The sequence below is a fragment of the Paenibacillus sp. DMB5 genome, assembly GCF_001517085.1.
Classification (GTDB): domain Bacteria; phylum Bacillota; class Bacilli; order Paenibacillales; family Paenibacillaceae; genus Paenibacillus_AQ.
The window spans coordinates 82634-101716 of sequence record NZ_LRAC01000003.1; the positions used below are offsets into that span (position 1 = coordinate 82634).

The window sequence follows — 19083 nt, forward strand, 5'->3', positions numbered from 1 at the left end:
GCTGACACAAGGGTTGACGGTGGCAAAAGTCTGACCCTATATTGGGGAGGTGAATTTGATGAAAAGAGATGATGAACGTGCGTCCTATTTTACTTGGCGTCTGTTCGGCGCTATTTTTTGCGGTAACTTTTGTCCTTAACCGGCGGATGGAGCTGTCGGGAGGCAGCTGGGCCTGGAGCGCCTCACTGCGTTATCTGTTTACACTTCCGTTTTTGGTGGCTATCGTTGCGGGGCGGGGCAGGCTGAAGCCGCTGCTGGCAGCGATGAAGGAGCGCCCGGGGGCCTGGCTGCTCTGGGGAACGGTCGGCTTTGGCCTGTTCTACGCACCAATCTGCTTCGCGGCTGCTTATGCGCCGGGCTGGCTGACCGCCGAACCTGGCAGATTACCATTATCTCCGGTTCCCTTCTGGCCCCGTTCTTCGGACAATGGGTTGCCGGCTCCGGAGGTTCAAGCGTCTATGAACGGGGCAGGATTCCGCTGCGCGGCCTCGGACTGTCCCTGATCATTTTGGCTGGTGTAGCGCTGCTCCAGGCCGATCATGCCCGTAAGCTTGAAGCGTCACAGGTACTGCTGGGCATAGTCCCGGTTCTGATCGCGTCCTTCGCGTATCCGCTTGGAAACCGCAAAACAATGGAGCTGTGCGGGGAGCGGCTCGACGTGTTCCAGCGTATTCTCGGCATGACACTGGCCAGCCTGCCGTTCTGGCTTATTATATCGCTTATCGGTCTGGCAGATGTGGGGCTGCCCTCAGGCCCGCAGGCCCTACAGTCTGTGATTGTCGCTTTTTCCTCAGGTGTCATTGCTACCGTCCTGTTTTTCCGGGCTACGGATATGGTCCGCAGCAGCATGAGCGGACTGGCTTCGGTGGAAGCCACCCAGTCGCTGGAGGTGCTGTTTGCGCTGATCGGGGAAATCCTGATTCTGTCTGCACCGCTGCCTTCTCTGCTGTCCTGGACTGGAATTGCGGTCATTATCGCCGGAATGGTGCTGCACAGCCTGTTTTCCGGACATAACCCGAAGAAAAAACAGGCAGAGAGAAGCAGACAGCCGCATTCAGCCTATACGGCCGGCAGCCGGGAATAGAGGGGGTTGTTGCGGGACAAGTAGCATACCGATATAATTAAAAGTATTGTTATGCTATGTCGGTTGATGTCTTTAAAAGGATACTATATAAGGTGGAGTTGCAGCTTGGACAATCATGTTGAAACGGTATTTACTTACCGTTCACACAGCCTTCAGGATACGGAGCTGCTTGCAGCTGCGATAGCCGGTGCGGCATCGGCGGGCATGGTGATCGGCCTCGATGGTGACCTGGGTGCCGGCAAGACGGCATTTTCGCAGGCTTTTGCGCGCCATCTGGGTGTAGAGGGGATTGTGAACAGTCCTACATTTACTATTATCAAAGAATACAACGGACGCCTGCCGCTGTACCATATGGATGTGTACCGGATCTCCCCGCAGGAAGCGGACGAGCTGGGGCTCGATGAATATTTCTACGGGCAGGGAGTCTGCCTGGTGGAATGGAGCAGCATCATTACAGATTTGATGCCGCAGCGGCATCTGCATCTATACATGGAAACGGCCGGACCGGAGGAACGCCTGATTACTGTGAAGGCAGCCGGTGAGCCATACGGGGAACTGTGCCGCGAGCTGATCCAGAAGTGGGGTAACGAATGATGATGAAGGAAAATAACGGGCCGCGGAAGCGGCTTTTGGCGCTGGATACTTCGACGGCCATACTGGGCGTAGCTGTTACGGAGGAAGGCAGGGTGCTGCATGAGATTAATGCATCCGGGGAGCGGAACCATTCCGTACATCTCCTCCCGATAATCGAGCAGGCAATGCAGGCCAGCGGTACCGATGCGTCCATGCTAAAGGGGATTGCCGTGGGCGTCGGCCCGGGATCTTACACCGGAACGCGCATTGCGGTGTCTGCGGCCAAGACACTGGCCTGGGCCTGGAAGGTGCCGGTTGCAGGCGTTTCCAGCCTGCATGCGCTGGCCTGGGGCGGTTATGCTGCCGCGCTGGAGAAGCAGGCGGAAGGCCCGGCTGCTGAAGCGGGACAAGGCGGATATGGACCCGACTGGATCATTCCGCTGATCGATGCCCGCCGCGGGCAAGCCTACACCGGGCTGTTTACAGCTGATGGCCAGGCTGCTCCGCAGCGGCTTGAACCGGATGCGATCCGGCTGATGGCTGACTGGGTAACGCATCTTGCCGGGCGGCTGAAGCAGGCGGAGGCAGAGGGCATGAAGCCGCGCATTCTGTGGTTCGTAGGTGAAACCGCTCAGCATGCAAGCCATGCCAGCCTTGAACCGCTGCTTGGCGAGGCGGAAATACAGCCGGTGCCATACGAGCTGGAAGGGCGCTGGGCCGGCTTTCTCGGCGAGGCTGCACTGCTGGCGGGCAGTGATGATGTTCACGGGTTAATCCCGAACTATACCCAGCTTTCCGAAGCGGAAGCCAATCTGCGCCGGAGCAGTGAAGGGAGCACAAGCCAAGTATGACGGAGCCTATGATAGTGGGGGATCAGGGAAGCGAGCTTGTTTTTCGCCTGATGAAGCTTGAGGATATTCCGGAAATTCTCGTAATCGAGCGGGAAGCCTTCACCATGCCGTGGACCGAGGAAGCGTTCCGCAATGAGCTGACGCATAATCATTTCGCCAAGTATATGGTGATGGAACTGCAGGAGCGCATTATCGGATATGCCGGGATGTGGGCGATTGTTGATGAGGCGCACGTAACAAACATTGCGCTCCTGGAAGCTTACCGGGGACGTAAATGGGGCGAGCGGCTGCTCGATGAGCTGATGAGAACAGCAGGGTTCCTGGGCATGAAATCAATTACACTTGAGGTCAGGGTATCGAACGAGGTGGCCCAGAATCTGTACCGCAAAAAAGGCTTCCGTCCGGCCGGAACCCGCAAAGGGTATTATTCGGACAACCGCGAGGATGCGCTCATCATGTGGGCGGATCTGCCGGCTTACGGGGAGCAGGGAATGATGGAAGGAAGAGTGGATCTGAAATGAATACAGAAACGGGTGCAGCTGCGCCTGTACTTATATTGGCTATCGAGACGAGCTGTGATGAAACCTCGGTAGCTGTTGTCAAGGACGGCTGTGAGGTGCTGGCGAACATCATCTCCAGCCAGATCGAAACCCACCGCGCTTTTGGCGGTGTAGTACCGGAGGTTGCCTCCCGCAAGCATGTGGAGGTCATTACCCTGGTGATTGAGGAGGCCATGACAGCTGCAGGTGTACAGCCGGACGAGCTTACGGCTATTGCAGTTACGCAGGGACCCGGGCTGGTCGGTGCGCTGCTGGTCGGTGTCGTGGCGCCAAGAGCCTGGCGCTGGCCTGGGGCAAGCCGCTGATCGGCACCCATCATATCGCCGGTCATATTTATGCCAACCGGCTGGTCAAGGAGCTGCAGTATCCGTGTATGACGCTGGTTGTATCCGGCGGGCACACGGAGCTTGTGAATATGGAGCGCGAAGGGGAGTTCCGGATTATCGGACGCACCCGTGACGACGCGGTGGGTGAAGCTTACGACAAGGTCGCGCGCGCTCTCGGCTTCCCGTATCCGGGCGGTCCGCATGTCGACCGGCTTGCTCATGAAGCGGAAGAGGCAGTAGCCCTGCCGCGGGTATGGCTGGAGCCCGATTCATACGATTTCAGCTTCAGCGGCCTGAAGTCGGCTGTGCTGAATGTGGTCAACCAGAGTAAGATGAAGGGGCTGGCTCCGGATGTGGCCGGTATTGCCCGGGGCTTCCAGGAGTCCGTGGTGGAGGTTCTGGTGGAGAAGGCCGTGCGTGCGGTCAAAGCCAATGAAGCCAGGCAGCTGCTGCTCTGCGGCGGGGTTGCCGCTAACAAAGGGCTGCGCGAAGCACTGGTGTCACGCTGTGAGAAAGAGGGCATCGAGCTGATTATTCCTCCGGCGGTATACTGCACGGATAATGCGGCGATGATCGGGGCGGCAGCCTATGTGAAATGGCGGCATGACGGCAGCACGCCGCTCGATATGGTTGCCGATCCCGGCTTGTCGCTGGAGCAGTGGTCAGTTTCTGCCTATTGACATTCCTCAAACGGGAAGAGTATAATCAACCCAATTCAAATAACGAAACGCAATGAAAAGAAGCAGTAAGGTATTTCCGGGTTAAGAGAACTGCGGGTAGGTGCGACGCAGCCGAAGGAGACCTGAACTCGTCTTGGAGCGGAGCGGTGGAAGCGGGATGTTTTTCTGGAGGAAATTCCGGAAGAATATTAAACGGCATGCTAGTGTGCCGGGCCTTTCGTACACCGTCTACGGCTAACCTCCGTGAAAGGGTGGTCAGCAATGGCAGGATGATTGAAGTCATCCGGATGCTTTTGCCTGATTAATGGAGTGGATATTCTCCGGACGGCCTAATACGGCTGAACCGGGATATCAACAAGAGTGGTACCGCGAAGGTGAACAGCCTGTCGTCTCTTGAATGAGACGGCAGGCTTTTTTGTATGCTTATAAGGATTAAATGCGATGAACGGGAGCAGTAGATGAAGAAGGTGTGCAGAGAGCTGCGGGTTGGTGCGACGCAGTCACCTGAGAAGCATTGAATCTCGCCCGGGAGCGGAGCGGCGGAAGTGAAATATGTACGCTGCAACGGCAGTCCCCGTTACCGGACACTCATACTTGCCTGACCATGCCTGCATGGACCAGAGCGGGTCTGGGGTGAGCTGGACGCAGCTTGCGGTTTGCCTTGAAGGTAAGCCGGATGCGTCAAGAAGAGTGGTACCGCGGAGGGGTAACCCGCCGTCTCTTTATAGAGACGGCGGGTTTTTTGTTTTATCAGAAAGCTATTTGGGGTCCCCGCAAAGTATCTGAGTCAGCCTCCGTGTTAAAGTTCCACTTTGTGGGGGGATTTTGTGTTGTTTTGCAGTTAGCCGGGCTATGGCCCGGAATTTATCTGCAGTTGGATCGGGTGCTGCCGGCAGCAGTGGGCGGGAATAGAAGCAGGGTGCAAGTCGACGTGCGCCCTGCACAAGCGGAAGAACAGCTTAAACTAAACTTACATTTCAGGAGGGTTCATAATGATTATTCCGGTAAAAAAACGTATTCAGATTTTTGACACGACGCTGCGGGACGGCGAGCAGGCACCGGGGGCCAGCCTGACCCCTGAGCAGAAGATTGTTCTGGCCCACAAGCTTGCCGGGCTGGGAGTAGATGTGCTGGAACCGGGATTTCCGGTCTCCAGTCCGGGGGATTTCGCCGCTGTGGAGACTATTTCACGGAAGGTGCAGGGTGTAGAGATCTGCGGCTTCGCCCGCGCGGTCCGCGGGGATATTGATGCGGCTGTCCGGGCAACCCGGGATGCGGCGCGGCGGCGGATTCACCTGTTCATCTCCTCGTCCGATATTCATCTGCGACATCAGCTGCGCAAGAGCCGGCCTGAGGTTGTTGCAGCCGCCCGTGAAATGACGGCCTATGCCCGCCAGTTCTGCGATGTGGTGGAATTCACCGCGATGGATGCGGCCCGGACGGGAATCGATGACCTGATTGAAATGGTAGAGGCAGTTATTGAGGAGGGGGCCAGCATCATTAATCTGCCGGATACAGTCGGCTATGCCTTGCCGCACGAATACGGAGAGATGTTCCGGAGGGTGCGCCTGGGGGCCAGGGGCGGAAAGAACGTAAGTTACAGCGCCCATTGTCATAACGATCTGGGGCTTGCCGTTGCGAACAGCCTGGCTGCCATTGAAGGCGGGGCAACGCAAATCGAGGTTACGGTGAACGGTGTCGGTGAGCGTACCGGAAACTGTGCTCTGGAGGAGCTGGTCATGGCGCTGGAGACAAGAGGGGATGTGCTTGGCGCGGAGACGGGAATTGTGCTGGATAAGCTGTATGATACCTCGCGGCTGATCAGCGGGGCGATGCATTTCCCGATTGCCTTCAACAAGCCGGTCGTAGGACGCAATGCCTTCCAGCATGAATCCGGCATCCATCAGGACGGCCTGCTGAAGGACCGCAGCACCTATGAGATTATGGATCCTGAACGGCTGGGCATTCCGCGCAGCATGATTATTCTCGGCAAACACTCCGGCCGGCATGCGCTGAAGGACCGTGCCGCCAAGTACGGTGTTGCCCTGGATGCGGCGGAGCTGGATGCGCTCTACGAATCCTTCAAAGAGAAGGCAGACCGCCAGAAAGCAGTCAGCGATGACGAGCTGCTGCGCATGGTCAGCAGTGCGACCGGACAGCAGGCGCAGTTCTATGAGCTTGGCGATGTCCAGGTGCTTGCCGGCAGTGCGCCGCGCCGGGTGGCTGCAGTGACCGTGCGTAATCTGCAGAGCGGTGCGGAGGAAGCCTATACCAGCACAGGCAGCGGCCCGCTGGAAGCAGTGATTGCAGCGATCAGTCTGGGGATTGCCGAGAGCATCGGATTTGACGGTCTTGAGCTGCATTCACTGGGCAGCGGAGAGCAGGCCCAGGCTGAAGCGGCGGTCATGGTGGAATGGAACGGCGCCAAATTCAGAGGCACGGCTATTCATCAGGATATCGTAATGGCGGCAGGAATAGCCTATGTAGCCGCCTGCAATGCGGCGCTGCTCTCTGCCCGTGCGGAAACCGGCCGGGAGACGGCGGTGTAACCGGCAGTACAGACGGCTTTGGACAGTTTGCGGGTTCAGCCGACAAAGGGGCGGTGTCAACCATGCTACAGACCGCGAACGGGGATAATCGTCCAATCGGAAGCAGAGCGCAGGCAGAAGCAGCTTTGCAGACAATTAAGCTGTTTTTTTGCGGCAGATTATGTTGTCTGAAAAAGTAGAATTTTAGCGAATGCAGGATTTGTCAAGCTGTGGACAACGTTATCCACATATTCCGCCCTGGTTGTGTAAAAACCGTGTAAAATCAGCAATAACGCCTGTTTCGTGCAACCCGGGATTGGGGAGTTTTCCAATGTGAGGTTTATGTGGAAACTGTGGATAATGTGGACAATTCGGTGGATAAAAAGTACTTGACAGGTGAAATGCTGATTTAATGCATAAAAAAAGCCCCGAGGGGCTTTTTTTATTTGAGGTTATACACGAAAACTGTGGATGAGCATGTGGATAACTGTTTATGAACAAATCGGGAACAGTTTAAAAAAATTTATTTAACCTGTTTACATTATTCGTCAGCCAGCTGCTCCCATTCGTCGAACCGTCCGCTAAGCTGCTCCTTCTTCTCCTTCAGGTCGCTTTCATGCTGCTGGAGCGCCATATAATCCTGATAAACCTCCGGCTTCGTCATTTCATTCTCAATGCCGGCAATCTCCTCTTCCAGCCGGGCAATGGCTTCTTCCAGCTCGGAAATCCGCCGCAGACGGTTACGCTCCTCCCGTTTGGCCGCTTTGTCGGCTTCAAAAGAGGAGGCACTGCCCTTGTCGGCAGATGCGGCTTCAGCATCGGCAATCCGTGCGGCTTTGGCTGCAAGCAGTCCGGCTTCCTCCAGTGCAATGGCTTCCAGCTCTTTTTTCTTTTCGATGTAGTCGTCATAGTTGCCCAGATACTGGTCAATGCCGCCGGGATGCAGCTCCAGGACACGTTCAGCCATTTTATTCAGGAAATAACGGTCATGGGATATGAACAGCAGGGTGCCTTCAAAATCAATCAAGGCCGCCTCCAGCACCTCGCGGCTGACCAGATCCAGATGGTTGGTAGGCTCATCGAGAATAAGCATATTTGCGCCGCGCAGCATCAGCTTGGAAAGCGCCACCCGGGCTTTCTCCCCGCCGCTCAGCGCGGCTATTTTCTTGAGGACATCCTCGCCGCTGAACAGGAAGTTGCCGAGGATGGTGCGGATGCGCGCCTCCTCGAGCATCGGATATTCACTCCAGAGCTCTTCAAGCACGGTATTGCGCGGGTTGAGGCGTGTCTGCTCCTGATCGTAGTAGGCGATTTTGACCTTGGCTCCCCAGTTGACGGTTCCGGCGGACGGCTGGCGGGTGCCGGTCAGGCATTGCAGCAGCGTCGATTTGCCGATCCCGTTCGGCCCGATGAGGGCAGCCGTCTCCCCGCGCCGCAGCTCAAAGGAGGCACTGCGGAACAGCGGCGAAGATGCTTCGCTAAAGGATACGGCAACGTCCCGTACCTGCAGCACTTCCTTGCCGGACATGAAATCAGGCTCGAAGGAGAAGCTGGCCTTTTTGAGATCGCCAAGCGGCTTGTCAATGCGCTCCATCTTCTCCAGTGCCTTGCGCCGGCTCTGTGCACGCTTGGTGGTCGAGGCGCGCACGATGTTGCGCTGCACGAAATCCTCCATCCGGGAGATTTCCTCCTGCTGCTTCTCATACTGCTTCATGCGGATTTCATATTCCGCTGCCTTCAGCTCCATATAGCGGCTGTAATTGCCCGTATAACGGCGGGATTGATGGCGTTCTATTTCAACGATTGTTGTAACCAGCCGGTCGAGGAAATACCGGTCATGGGAAACGACCAGAATGCCGCCGGCATAACCGCGCAGGTAATCCTCCAGCCAGGTCAGCGTCTCAATGTCCAGATGGTTCGTAGGCTCATCCAGCATGAGCAGGTCTGGAGCCTGCAGAAGAATACGGGCGAGTGCCAGCCGTGTCTTCTGTCCGCCGCTGAGTGTGGAGATGGGAGTATCCGGCGCGAAATCCCCGAAGCCCATCCCGTGCAAAACGCTGCGGATCCGGGTGTTCATTTCATAGCCCCCGTGGTCCTTGAACCAGTCCGAGCGCTTGGAGTAACGCTCCAGCAGATCCTCATAACGCTTCGGATCATCGGCCAGCTTCGGGTCTGCGATGTCCGCTTCCATCTGCCGGAGCTCTGCTTCCGCTTCAATTAAGGGAGCAAACACAGCCAGCATTTCCTCCTGGATGGTTTTGTCCGACTGCAGGCCGCTGTTCTGGGCCAGGTAGCCTACGGTTGTCTCTTTGGATTTATGAATTTGCCCGCTGTCATAGGACATCTCGCCTGCGAGAATCTGCAGAAAGGTGGATTTGCCGGCGCCGTTGACGCCAACGAGTCCGACTCGTTCCTTCTCATTCACCTGCAGGCTGATGCCGTCCAGCACGCTTTGAATACCATATGATTTCGAAATTCCTGTCGCTTGAAGAAGCATACTGATTGAACCCTCCGCCCTTGCATATTCGCCCGGGCGCTCTGACCCGGCTGTATATCTTGCTTATACTACAGTTTACATGAAAAGCTTCTGCCGCGCGAGGGGGACGGTTTTCCGGATTCGTCTAACAGCGGAAATGATACAACCTTGGCGAACCGGGGAGAAGAGTGGTAAACTGAGTTTACAAACGATGATAAGCTAGGCAAAAACAAACGGGAGGCGGCTGCACATGACAGGCCAAAGTGCCCTGACCGCTGAAAGGAAGCGGGAGCTGCGTGCAGCGGCTGCCGCCGCCCGCAGCAAGCTGCCGGAGAGCCAGAGAAACGCACTGTCTTCTCTGGTCTGCAGGCATGCGGCGGAAAGGCTGGCGGGAGAAGAAGCGAAGACATTGCTTGCGTATGTCCCTTTCCGTTCGGAGCTGGATACGCGCCCGCTGATTGCCGGCGCCTGGGCGGAGGGCTGCACGTTACTGCTGCCCCGTGTGATACAAGCCACAGGAATGATGAGCCTGCATCCGGTACACTCATGGAAGGAGCTCGTACCGGGAGCCTTCGGCATACTGGAGCCGGCTGCTGATTCTGCTGACAGGCAGGATCGCCTGCCCAGGCCGGATGTGATCTTCGTCCCGGGGCTGGCTTTTGACCGGCGGGGCGGAAGGCTGGGCTACGGACGCGGATATTACGACCGCCTGCGGGCCACCCTGGATACCGAAGCTACCCTGCAAGAGAAAGATCCATTATGGATTGGTCTGGCTTTCGGCTGCCAGGTGGTTGAGGAAGTGCCCATGGACGACCATGATGCTTACATGGACTTGTTAATTACGGAAGACGGCGTCATGGATTGCCGGAGGGAGAGACAGCATGGAATTTAGTCATTTTAACGAGCAGGGCCGGGCGCGTATGGTGGATGTCAGCGACAAGGACATCACCAAGCGGTCAGCGGCTGCAAGAAGCAAGGTAACAATGGATCCCGGGACGCTCGAGGCCATCAAGTCAGGAAGCGTCGGCAAAGGAGATGTTTTGGCAGTTGCACAGGTAGCCGGCATTATGGCTGCGAAGCAGACCTCGGACTGGATTCCGATGTGCCATCCCCTCTCTCTTACCGGTGTTGACATCCGCTTCTCGGACAACAGCAAAGATGAACTTTATATAGAAGCAACCGTGAAGACGACCGGAAAGACCGGAGTGGAGATGGAGGCGCTGACGGCCGTTTCGGCGGCGGCTCTGACCGTCTATGACATGTGCAAGGCGCTGCAGAAGGATATGGTCATCGGACCTACGATGCTTGTCTCCAAGAGCGGCGGGAAGAACGGGAATTACGAGCTGGAAGCTTAGTTACTGCAAGAGAGAAGTGCGGCAAGGCTGCACATTGCGGCCTTCCTTACATAGAAAAGAGAGGGAGGAACAACCTATGGCGTGGAAAACAGCAATCCTGACGGCAAGCGATAAAGGATCCAGGGGCGAACGGGAAGATACCAGCGCCCAGGTTATCCGCGAGCTGGTAGAAGAGGAGCTTGGCGGTGAGATCATCGAGGTCAGAATTGTACCTGATGAGCAGGATGAGATTATTGCTGCGCTGATCGAGCTTACCGATTATTTCAAGGCGGATCTTGTACTTACTACCGGCGGAACCGAGCTGGCGATCCGCGACGTTACTCCGGAAGCTACCCGCCGGGTCATTGAGCGTGAGGTGCCCGGAATGTCGGAGGCGATGAGAAGCACAGTGATGCAGAAGAACCGTGCGGTCATGCTCTTCCGCGGTATTTGCGGAATCCGCGGACGGACGCTGATTGTCAATCTGCCGGGAACGCCCAAGGGAGTGCATGAGAACCTGGCGGCGATCATGGATCAGCTGCCGGAGGCCCTGCTTATGGTAACCGGACAATACCGCCAGTAACAGACGGATGCCCCGCCCTGCCGCCTCAGCGCTAAAGCTGTTGGATGTGTGACAAAAGTTATGGTATTATTAAGCTGCTGCTTAATCTATCATGAACGGACAAAGGGCGAGGAGGAAAAGCGAATGCTGAATGGTATTGGTGCTCCCGGAATTATTCTACTGGTGATCCTGGCGCTGCTGCTTTTTGGTCCGAATAAGCTTCCGGAGCTTGGCCGGGCGGTCGGACGCACCTTCCGTGAATTCAAGGACGGGGCACGTGAAATTATTAATGAGCCGGAACCGGCTCGGCGCAGTGAAGCTCCTGCACCGCCGGCCCCGCAGACATTAGCTGCAGACCTTCCGCAGGAACGGAAGCTGCCGGAATAACAGGTGTAACTACGCGGGGGCGTTTCTCTCAGTCTGCTTCAGACCGGGTGGCGCCTCTTTTTTTGTAAACAGAAGAGCTGCAGAGGCTTTGAACCTGCAGTCATATCACAGGCCATCTTTGGCGGGGAATCTTACATACGGATCTGGGTGGTGTCAGTCATGTCTCTGGAATCGGAAGAAATGTCGGTGGTTGATCATCTCACTGAGCTGCGCAGACGGATTATCTATGTGCTGATAGTGTTCACAGCCGGTCTGATCGGCGGATTATTTGTGGCTAGACCCGTGTATCTGTATCTGATTGATGCCGATCAGGCGCAGGGCTTTGTGCTGCATGCTTTTTCCTTTTGGGATGGCATCGGGATGTATATGAAGATTGCCATGGCCGTCTCGCTGGCCGTTTCGCTGCCGTTTATTGTCTACCAGCTGTGGGCGTTTATCAGTCCGGGGCTGCGGCCGGAGGAGCAGAGCGCGGCGCTAAGGTATGTTCCTTACGTGGCTGTTTTGTTCATACTGGGCTTATTATTTGCCTATTACATTGTTTTTCCGATGGCGTTGTCGTTTACAATCACCATTACCCGCAGCATGGGGCTGGAGGAGACTTACGGGATTACCGAGTACTTCAGCTTTATGTTCAGTCTGTGCATTCCGCTGGCGCTGCTGTTTGAGCTGCCGCTGATCGTCATGTTTCTGACCAAGCTGCGGGTGCTTAATCCGCTGCGCCTGCGCCGGATGCGGCGTTATGCTTATTTCGCGCTTGTCTTTATTGCGGTGGTCATCACACCTCCGGATTTCATCTCGGATTTCCTGGTGACCATTCCGCTGCTTATCCTGTATGAATTCAGTGTGTTTCTTTCAGCGCTGGTCTACCGCAGACAACTCGCAGAGGATGCTGCGCGGGAGGCGCGCTATGTGAAGCAGCAGGGACGTTGACAGCTAGATGCCTGGTTTTGGAGCCGTGGAGGCATATTTTGCCTCCCGGTGGATAGAATGTATGTGAGTGTGCGCAAGGACAACCCGTTCAGCCATATTTTTCCGCATTCAGGATCTGATTTTACGTAAAAGGACTTGAAATCCGTCTTCAAGTTGAGTATCATAAAAATTGTTGTTAGCACTGAAGAAGGTTGAGTGCTAACGCTGCCGGATATTACGGAAACGGCAGGCAGCAGGTGTGCCGAACCGGTATTGTCCCGGGCAGATTCTTGTATTCCAATTTTGTTTTCAAGCTAAACCACATAATTTCAAAGGAGGCTATTTTTCATGATCAGACCATTAGGTGAACGCGTATTGGTAGAAGCAAGCGAGCAGCAGGAAACCACTTCTTTCGGTATCGTGCTTCCGGACTCTTCCAAAGAGAAACCGCAGGAAGGCAAAATTATCGCAGTAGGTAGCGGAGCTCTGAAAGACGGAGTGCGTGTACCGCTGGAAGTTAAAGAAGGCGACCGCGTGATCTTCTCGAAATATGCCGGAACCGAAATCAAATACGAAGGCAAAGAATATTTGATTATGAAAGAAAGCGACATTCACGCGATTCTTGACTAAGAAGATCCTTTATAAGGATAGCGGTAAATATACTTAAGCTTCAGAAGATTTTAAACACTTACAACAATTTCTAGGAGGTTAACACTAATGGCAAAAGAAATTAAATTCAGTGAAGACGCCCGCCGCTCGATGCTCCGCGGGGTTGATGCTCTGGCTAACGCAGTAAAAGTTACACTGGGTCCTAAAGGCCGTAACGTGGTACTTGAGAAGAAATTCGGCAGCCCGCTGATCACTAATGACGGTGTTACCATTGCCAAAGAAATCGAACTGGAAGATGCTTTCGAGAACATGGGCGCACAGCTCGTTAAAGAAGTAGCTACCAAGACTAACGATGTAGCCGGTGACGGTACTACAACTGCAACAGTTCTGGCTCAGGCCATGATCCGCGAAGGTCTGAAGAACGTAACTGCAGGCGCTAACCCGATGGTTATCCGCAAAGGGATCGACAAAGCGGTTAAAGCGGCTGTTGCTGAACTTCAGAACATCGCTAAGCCAATCGAAGATTCCCAGGCTATCGCTCAAGTAGCAGCTATCTCCGCTGCTGATGACGAAGTAGGCCAGCTGATTGCTGAAGCTATGGAAAAAGTGGGCAAAGACGGCGTTATCACCGTTGAAGAATCCCGCGGCTTCCTGACTGAGCTTGAAGTGGTTGAAGGTATGCAGTTCGACCGCGGCTACATTTCCCCGTACATGATTACTGATACGGACAAAATGGAAGCTGTTCTGGACAACCCGTACATCCTGATCACTGATAAGAAGATCAGCAGCACACAGGAAATCCTGCCGCTGCTTGAGAAGATCGTACAGCAGGCCCGTCCGCTCGTGATCATCGCTGAAGATATCGAAGGCGAAGCACAGGCTATGCTGATCGTGAACAAACTGCGCGGAACCTTCAACGCTGTAGCTGTTAAAGCTCCTGGCTTCGGCGACCGCCGTGAAGCTATGCTGCAGGATATCGCTGCCCTGACAGGTGGCCAAGTGATCACTGAGAAGCTCGGTCTTGACCTGAAGAGCACTTCCATTGATCAGCTGGGTAACGCACGTCAAGTGCGCGTAACCAAAGAAAACACTACAATCGTAGACGGCAGCGGCGACAAAGCGGATATCAATGCCCGCGTAAGCCAGATCCGTGCCCAACTGGAAGAAACCACTTCCGAGTTCGACAAAGAGAAGCTGCAGGAGCGTCTGGCTAAACTGGCTGGCGGCGTAGCCGTAGTCAAAGTCGGCGCAGCAACTGAAACTGAACTGAAAGAGCGCAAGCTGCGCATCGAAGACGCCCTGAACGCAACCCGCGCTGCGGTTGAAGAAGGTATCGTATCCGGTGGTGGTACAGCTCTTGTGAACGTATATAATGCAGTAGCAGCAGTAGATGTATCCGGCGACGAAAAAACCGGCGTAAACATCGTTCTGCGCGCTCTGGAAGAGCCGATCCGTACAATCGCTGCAAATGCCGGCGAAGAAGGTTCCGTTATCGTGGACCGTCTGAAGAAAGAAAAAGTTGGCGTAGGCTACAACGCAGCTACCGGCGAATGGGTGAACATGTTCGAAGCCGGAATCGTTGACCCTGCGAAGGTAACACGCTCCGCGCTGCAGAACGCTGCATCCGTAGCGGCTATGTTCCTGACCACCGAAGCTGTCATCGCTGACAAGCCAGAGCCTGAAAAAGGCGGCGGCATGCCAGACATGGGCGGCATGGGCGGAATGGGCGGCATGATGTAAGACGATTTACCGTAAACCTTGAGAGGCCTGTTTACAGGCTTCTCAAGGTTTTTTTGTTTGTCCGGCTTTATTTTATTGATACTGGATTACCCAAACCAATCTAGCACCGAAAGAATAGAGTATAGCAGTTGATCCTGCGGCAGCCGCGTTTTAGTTATGGGCGCAGCCTGGGGATGGACAGGTTCACCCGGTTATAAACAGCCCTGATAACCAGCAAAACCAGACCACAATAAACGGGGTGATATGGATGGATTTGAATGCATTGACTGGCCTGTTTGCCAACAATAACGGTTCAGTCGTGCTAAATGTCCTTTTATCAGTTGCTTTAATTTGGGCTATCCGGCAGATGGCAGGCAAAGAGAAGGTCATTCAGAATTACCAGAAACGTGATGAGGAGAACGAGAAGCAGCTGAATGAATACAACCGTTCCCTGGTCAAGCTTTTAATTGAAAGAGAGGCCCTGGAACGAGCGAGAGCCGATAAATCTAATGGTGAGGAGGTCGTCAACAAGTGAAGCTCCTCGATATTTTTAAGAAAAACGAAGTCAAGCCCAGCTCTGTAAAGCGAGAAATTGAGAACCTGGGCAGAATCCGGGAGGCCTATGAAATGAATGATCTTGAAAGCCTGTTAGATCTGCACCGTAACGGCCTGGGCAAGAGAGGAGATGATTTACATGGCCATCGTTGATTTGATTATTATTACTCTGGAAGTAGCTGTTTTTATTGTGTTTGCCGCTTATGTGCTGCGGTACCGTACATTTTTTATCGGAAAAGGCCCGAACCGGACGTATAACCTCTATCTCCGGAGTGTATGGATGACGTATTTCATGGTTTCACTGCTGTGCCTTAACCTGTTGTGGGGGCGGCTGAACATTGTTTTTGGTTATAATGTGGACAGCCTATCCAATACAATCAGAGAGCTGGTGATGATTCTGACGCTGATCCTGCTTCTGTTTGCCGGACTGACGCACAAGGATCTGTGGGACATTAACGAGCAGGATAAATAGGCGCGATCACCCTGCAGCGGCTCTCCCGGGAAGAGGAGGTCCGCTGCTTTTCTGTTGAATCAGCACATGGGCGGTACATATCCGGGAGTTATTATTTACTAAACGCAGAGGCTTCTTATTAACCAAAGCTTGCTTTTGTTCGCGGGTATCTATAAGATACCATTACCGTACATTCATATAAAATTTGCTTTATTAATTCCGTTAAGTTACTAGCGTTTCAAGAAGCTGGCTACTAGACAATCTAAAGGAGACCGTACTTTGCATAAACCATCCGCTATTCTTAAGCGATTGAAAGAAGAAACAGCCCCGATGCATCGGAACATTGAAAACAATGAATATGCCAAATCCATAATGAATAATAGCCTGACTATGGGTAAATATGAATTATATCTTATGAAATTCTATGGATTCGTGAAGCCGGTGGAGGAGCGGCTAAGGGAGAGGTTAGAGGCCGGTGAAGGTGTGCTCGCGGAGTCAGCGGGTAATAAGCGCTTTTGGCTGGAGCGGGATCTGTCCGCACTGGGACTAAGCGAGGAGAGGATAGCTGGACTGCCGCTGTGCACCCGGCTGCCTGATTTGTCTACGCATGTGAAAGCGCTGGGCTGCCTGTATGTCCTGGAAGGTTCAACGCTCGGCGGGCAGATGATCATCCGTATGCTTTCAGGTTATCTGCCGATTGATCCGGCTGTTAACGGCAACTATTTTAACAGTTACGGTGAGCAAACCCGCGAGCGCTGGAAAGCGTTCTGTAATGAACTGGAGAGCGCGGGAGACAGTGTCGAAGCTGAGGCAGAGATGATTGAGGCAGCCAAGGATACCTTCTATTATCTTGATCAATGGTTTGCTGAGCCGGGAGAGTCATAGGCAGATTATAAGCACTAATGGATGCACCACATAAGGAGTGATTGGATGACTGAAGCGGGTAAAACAAACAACAAAGAACTGCTGAATCGCACCCTTCTTGCAGCTGAAGGGGAGATTCTTAATGAACCGCTCGATTTAACGAACTGTGAGAAGGAACCCATTCATATTCCGGGCAGTATTCAGCCGCATGGGGTACTGCTGGCTATAGCATCAGATACACTTACTATTATTCAGAGCAGTACCAATACCGGAGAGCTGCTGGGAATAGAGCATACTAATATTGTGGGGAAAAGTCTGAAGGAGCTCATTCCGGAGCAGGAGCTGGACAATATGATTCAAACCTACCGGAACCGTTCCGTTTCGCCTGTACTAAACTATATGCAGGTTAACGTGTATACTCCCAATGGAAAAAGCCCCTTTTTTGCCATAATGCATGATAGTGAGGACACGCTGATCGTTGAGCTGGAGCCTGGCTATGACGAAGCGGACACGGAGCAGAATGATTTTCAATGGATTCAAAGTTTTTTTAACATTTTGAAGCAAACAAAGAGCAGAGTGGAGGCTAGCCAGGTAACGGCCGAACAGCTGAGGCTCATTCTGGGATACGACAGGGTCATGATATATGAGTTTGACAGCAGCTGGAATGGAAAAGTCATTGCGGAGGCGAAAAAAAAGGGGCTGGAGCCGTACCTGGGCCATCATTATCCTGCTTCCGATATTCCAAGGCAGGCAAGGGAGCTGTATTTGCGGAACTGGCTGAGGCTGATTGTCGATGTCGGCTACAAGCCTGTACCTATTCTTCCTGTGCTTAATCCCCGGACTGACCTGCCGCTCAATCTCAGCCTGTCTACGCTGCGCAGTGTGTCGCCGATGCATATTGAGTACCTTCAGAATATGGGTGTTCAGGCTACGATGACCATTTCGCTGATTCATGACGGACAGCTCTGGGGACTGGTTACATGCCATCATAATTCTGTAAAATATGTTCCGCACAGAATCCGCAATCTGTGTAACTTCCTGGGTGTATTTTTCTCCAGCGAGCTGTATCAGCGTCTGCAGCTTGACAATTATCAGGAGGAAGTGGAGCTAAAGACCCGAATCAACCGGCTGTCCGGTATATTCATAGGTAGCACAACGGCTTCGAGTGTCATGGAGCAGCTGGCAAAAGAAGAAACGGCATTGCTGGATGTCATGAAGGCTGGCGGTGCCGCTGTATGTTATCAGGGTGAATTGGCTCTTTTTGGAGCTGTACCCGGCCGCAGTGAGGTGGAGGATCTGGCCTGCTGGCTGTCAAAGCAATCTAAAGACAACATGTATCACACTTCGAACCTCAGCCGGGAGTATAGGCCTGCTGAAGTATACAAGCATCTTGCTTCAGGTGTCATGTATACAGCCTTGTCTTCGGAACAGACTGACTATATCATCTGGTTCCGTCCGGAGGTGGTTCAGGTCGTTGAGTGGGCTGGAGATCCGGCAAAAGCGGTCATCCAAGAGAACGACGGCCTGCGGCTGTCCCCCCGTAAATCGTTTGAAAAATGGAGACAGGTGTTAGAATCAACTTCATTGCCCTGGCGTGAGCTTGAAATCCGCGTCATACCGGACTTTAACAGTGTACTGCTCAAAAGGACCGAACAGCAGCTGCATGAGGCTGAAGAGAAAGCGATGCTCAACAAGCGCATTATCAAAGAAAACGAAAAAAGATACTTACAGCTTATGGATATATCCTCTGCAGCCTTCTTTACGGTGACCGGCTGCAAAATTGTATACTGCAATGACCGGGCGGCGGGGATGTTCCGCGCAGACTCTAACACTGAAATCATAGACAAGCCGCTTGATGAGCTGTTTAAACATGAGAATGAAGGAACAAGGCTGCTCTCGGAGCTGGCGCGTCTTGAGCATTCCGCGGAGCAGATGTCAACGATGAACGAGACGCTCACCGCATTAGACGGGACGGAGCTGAATGTTGAATTAACAGCTGTGCAGGTCCAATTTGATGAGACTGTCTCCTATTGGATCATCGTCAGAGACCGGGCAGAGGGCAAAAGCCGTGAAGAAGGTTTTACGGATTTAGCGGACCAGCTGCAGAACTATATGAACATGGACCCGCTGACCGAAATTTCCAACCGGCAATTTTTCGAGAAATCCTTGTATCATGAGTGGGAACAGTGTGTGAAGATTGAGCGGTCCATTTGCCTGATGATGCTGGATATCGACAATTTCAAACTGTACAATACCATCCAGGGCTTTCAGGGAGGCGATCTGTGCCTGCAGTGGGTCGCAGATGTGCTCAGTGCACTAAGTACGGAGTACAGCGCCTTTATTGCCCGGTATAGCGGGGGGACCTTCGCTTTGTATTTGACAGGAATTCCCCGGGATGTAACGGTCGAACTGGCCGAGAATATCCGGCAAGCCGTATTGGCTGTTCAAATACCGGCTGACCTGCAGCCGGCCGGCAATTCGCTTACCGTCAGCATCGGTGTCTCCTGCATGATACCGACGCTGCAGCGAAGCCATGCCAAGCTGATCCGCCAGGCGGAAAAAGCGTTGGCGCAAGCCAAAAAAGCAGGGAAAAATCAGGTGGTTTATCTGTAAGC

General features: G+C 53.7%; 17 protein-coding genes, 2 pseudogenes and 1 other annotated feature. Of the genes and pseudogenes, 18 read left to right on the forward strand and 1 reads right to left on the reverse strand.

Going from position 1 to position 19083, the window contains the following annotated elements; all coding sequences use genetic code 11:
• Window positions 1–77: 77 nt before the first annotated feature.
• From AWJ19_RS00845 to AWJ19_RS00875, 6 genes and pseudogenes are all read left to right on the forward strand, one after another.
• Window positions 78–1084: pseudogene (locus AWJ19_RS00845) on the forward strand (multidrug resistance efflux transporter family protein).
• 105 nt (window positions 1085–1189) lie between these two features.
• Window positions 1190–1678, forward strand: coding sequence for a tRNA (adenosine(37)-N6)-threonylcarbamoyltransferase complex ATPase subunit type 1 TsaE (gene tsaE / locus AWJ19_RS00850; RefSeq protein ID WP_068720732.1), 489 nt, complete (start codon window positions 1190–1192; stop codon window positions 1676–1678).
• A complete protein-coding gene (gene tsaB / locus AWJ19_RS00855) occupies window positions 1678–2508 on the forward strand; it encodes a tRNA (adenosine(37)-N6)-threonylcarbamoyltransferase complex dimerization subunit type 1 TsaB (protein ID WP_068720806.1) in 831 nt (276 codons plus the stop codon). Before tsaE ends, tsaB begins: the two co-directional genes overlap by 1 nt.
• Complete coding sequence (gene rimI / locus AWJ19_RS00860; RefSeq protein ID WP_241781548.1) at window positions 2505–3029, forward strand: ribosomal protein S18-alanine N-acetyltransferase; 525 nt, start codon at window positions 2505–2507, stop codon at window positions 3027–3029. The genes tsaB and rimI overlap by 4 nt, the downstream gene beginning before the upstream one ends.
• Window positions 3026–4074 (forward strand): annotated as a pseudogene (gene tsaD / locus AWJ19_RS00865) (tRNA (adenosine(37)-N6)-threonylcarbamoyltransferase complex transferase subunit TsaD). Before rimI ends, tsaD begins: the two are co-directional and overlap by 4 nt.
• 432 nt (window positions 4075–4506) lie before the next feature.
• Window positions 4507–4799, forward strand: a binding site (T-box leader).
• A gap of 267 nt (window positions 4800–5066) precedes the next feature.
• Window positions 5067–6623 carry a 2-isopropylmalate synthase gene (locus tag AWJ19_RS00875; RefSeq protein ID WP_068720735.1) on the forward strand — a complete coding sequence of 519 codons (1557 nt, stop codon included), beginning with the start codon at window positions 5067–5069 and terminating at the stop codon, window positions 6621–6623.
• Between the two features lie 520 nt (window positions 6624–7143).
• Here AWJ19_RS00875 and AWJ19_RS00880 read toward each other — a convergent pair.
• Complete coding sequence (locus tag AWJ19_RS00880; protein ID WP_068720737.1) at window positions 7144–9099, reverse strand: ABC-F family ATP-binding cassette domain-containing protein; 1956 nt, start codon at window positions 9097–9099, stop codon at window positions 7144–7146.
• Between the two features lie 229 nt (window positions 9100–9328).
• Between AWJ19_RS00880 and AWJ19_RS00885 the strand changes: the two genes are divergently transcribed.
• The 12 genes from AWJ19_RS00885 (at window position 9329) to AWJ19_RS00935 (ending at window position 19081) form a co-directional block, all read left to right on the forward strand.
• On the forward strand, window positions 9329–9970 hold the full coding sequence (locus AWJ19_RS00885; RefSeq protein WP_068720739.1) for a 5-formyltetrahydrofolate cyclo-ligase: 642 nt from the start codon (window positions 9329–9331) through the stop codon (window positions 9968–9970).
• A complete protein-coding gene (gene moaC, locus AWJ19_RS00890) occupies window positions 9960–10433 on the forward strand; it encodes a cyclic pyranopterin monophosphate synthase MoaC (RefSeq protein ID WP_068720741.1) in 474 nt (157 codons plus the stop codon). Before AWJ19_RS00885 ends, moaC begins: the two co-directional genes overlap by 11 nt.
• 76 nt (window positions 10434–10509) lie before the next feature.
• A complete protein-coding gene (locus AWJ19_RS00895) occupies window positions 10510–10995 on the forward strand; it encodes a MogA/MoaB family molybdenum cofactor biosynthesis protein (protein ID WP_039870183.1) in 486 nt (161 codons plus the stop codon).
• A 126-nt stretch (window positions 10996–11121) separates the two neighbouring features.
• Window positions 11122–11361: a twin-arginine translocase TatA/TatE family subunit gene (tatA, locus tag AWJ19_RS00900; protein ID WP_068720810.1), complete on the forward strand. Its 240-nt coding sequence runs from the start codon at window positions 11122–11124 to the stop codon at window positions 11359–11361.
• 159 nt (window positions 11362–11520) lie between these two features.
• On the forward strand, window positions 11521–12291 hold the full coding sequence (gene tatC, locus AWJ19_RS00905) for a twin-arginine translocase subunit TatC (RefSeq protein ID WP_068720743.1): 771 nt from the start codon (window positions 11521–11523) through the stop codon (window positions 12289–12291).
• A gap of 327 nt (window positions 12292–12618) precedes the next feature.
• Window positions 12619–12900, forward strand: coding sequence for a co-chaperone GroES (gene groES / locus AWJ19_RS00910; protein ID WP_068720745.1), 282 nt, complete (start codon window positions 12619–12621; stop codon window positions 12898–12900).
• Window positions 12901–12987: 87 nt separating this feature from the next.
• The gene (gene groL / locus AWJ19_RS00915; RefSeq protein ID WP_068720747.1) at window positions 12988–14619 is read left to right on the forward strand and encodes a chaperonin GroEL; all 1632 of its coding nucleotides are present in this window, start codon (window positions 12988–12990) and stop codon (window positions 14617–14619) included.
• Window positions 14620–14866: 247 nt separating this feature from the next.
• Window positions 14867–15133: a hypothetical protein gene (locus AWJ19_RS00920; protein WP_068720749.1), complete on the forward strand. Its 267-nt coding sequence runs from the start codon at window positions 14867–14869 to the stop codon at window positions 15131–15133.
• A complete protein-coding gene (locus AWJ19_RS35015; RefSeq protein WP_157889913.1) occupies window positions 15130–15306 on the forward strand; it encodes a hypothetical protein in 177 nt (58 codons plus the stop codon). The genes AWJ19_RS00920 and AWJ19_RS35015 overlap by 4 nt, the downstream gene beginning before the upstream one ends.
• Window positions 15293–15625 carry a hypothetical protein gene (locus AWJ19_RS00925; protein WP_068720751.1) on the forward strand — a complete coding sequence of 111 codons (333 nt, stop codon included), beginning with the start codon at window positions 15293–15295 and terminating at the stop codon, window positions 15623–15625. The genes AWJ19_RS35015 and AWJ19_RS00925 overlap by 14 nt, the downstream gene beginning before the upstream one ends.
• 258 nt (window positions 15626–15883) lie before the next feature.
• Entirely contained in the window at window positions 15884–16489 is a 606-nt protein-coding gene (locus tag AWJ19_RS00930; RefSeq protein WP_082707634.1) for a biliverdin-producing heme oxygenase, read from the forward strand.
• Window positions 16490–16534: 45 nt separating this feature from the next.
• A complete protein-coding gene (locus AWJ19_RS00935; RefSeq protein ID WP_068720752.1) occupies window positions 16535–19081 on the forward strand; it encodes a diguanylate cyclase in 2547 nt (848 codons plus the stop codon).
• The last annotated feature ends 2 nt before the right edge of the window (window positions 19082–19083 follow it).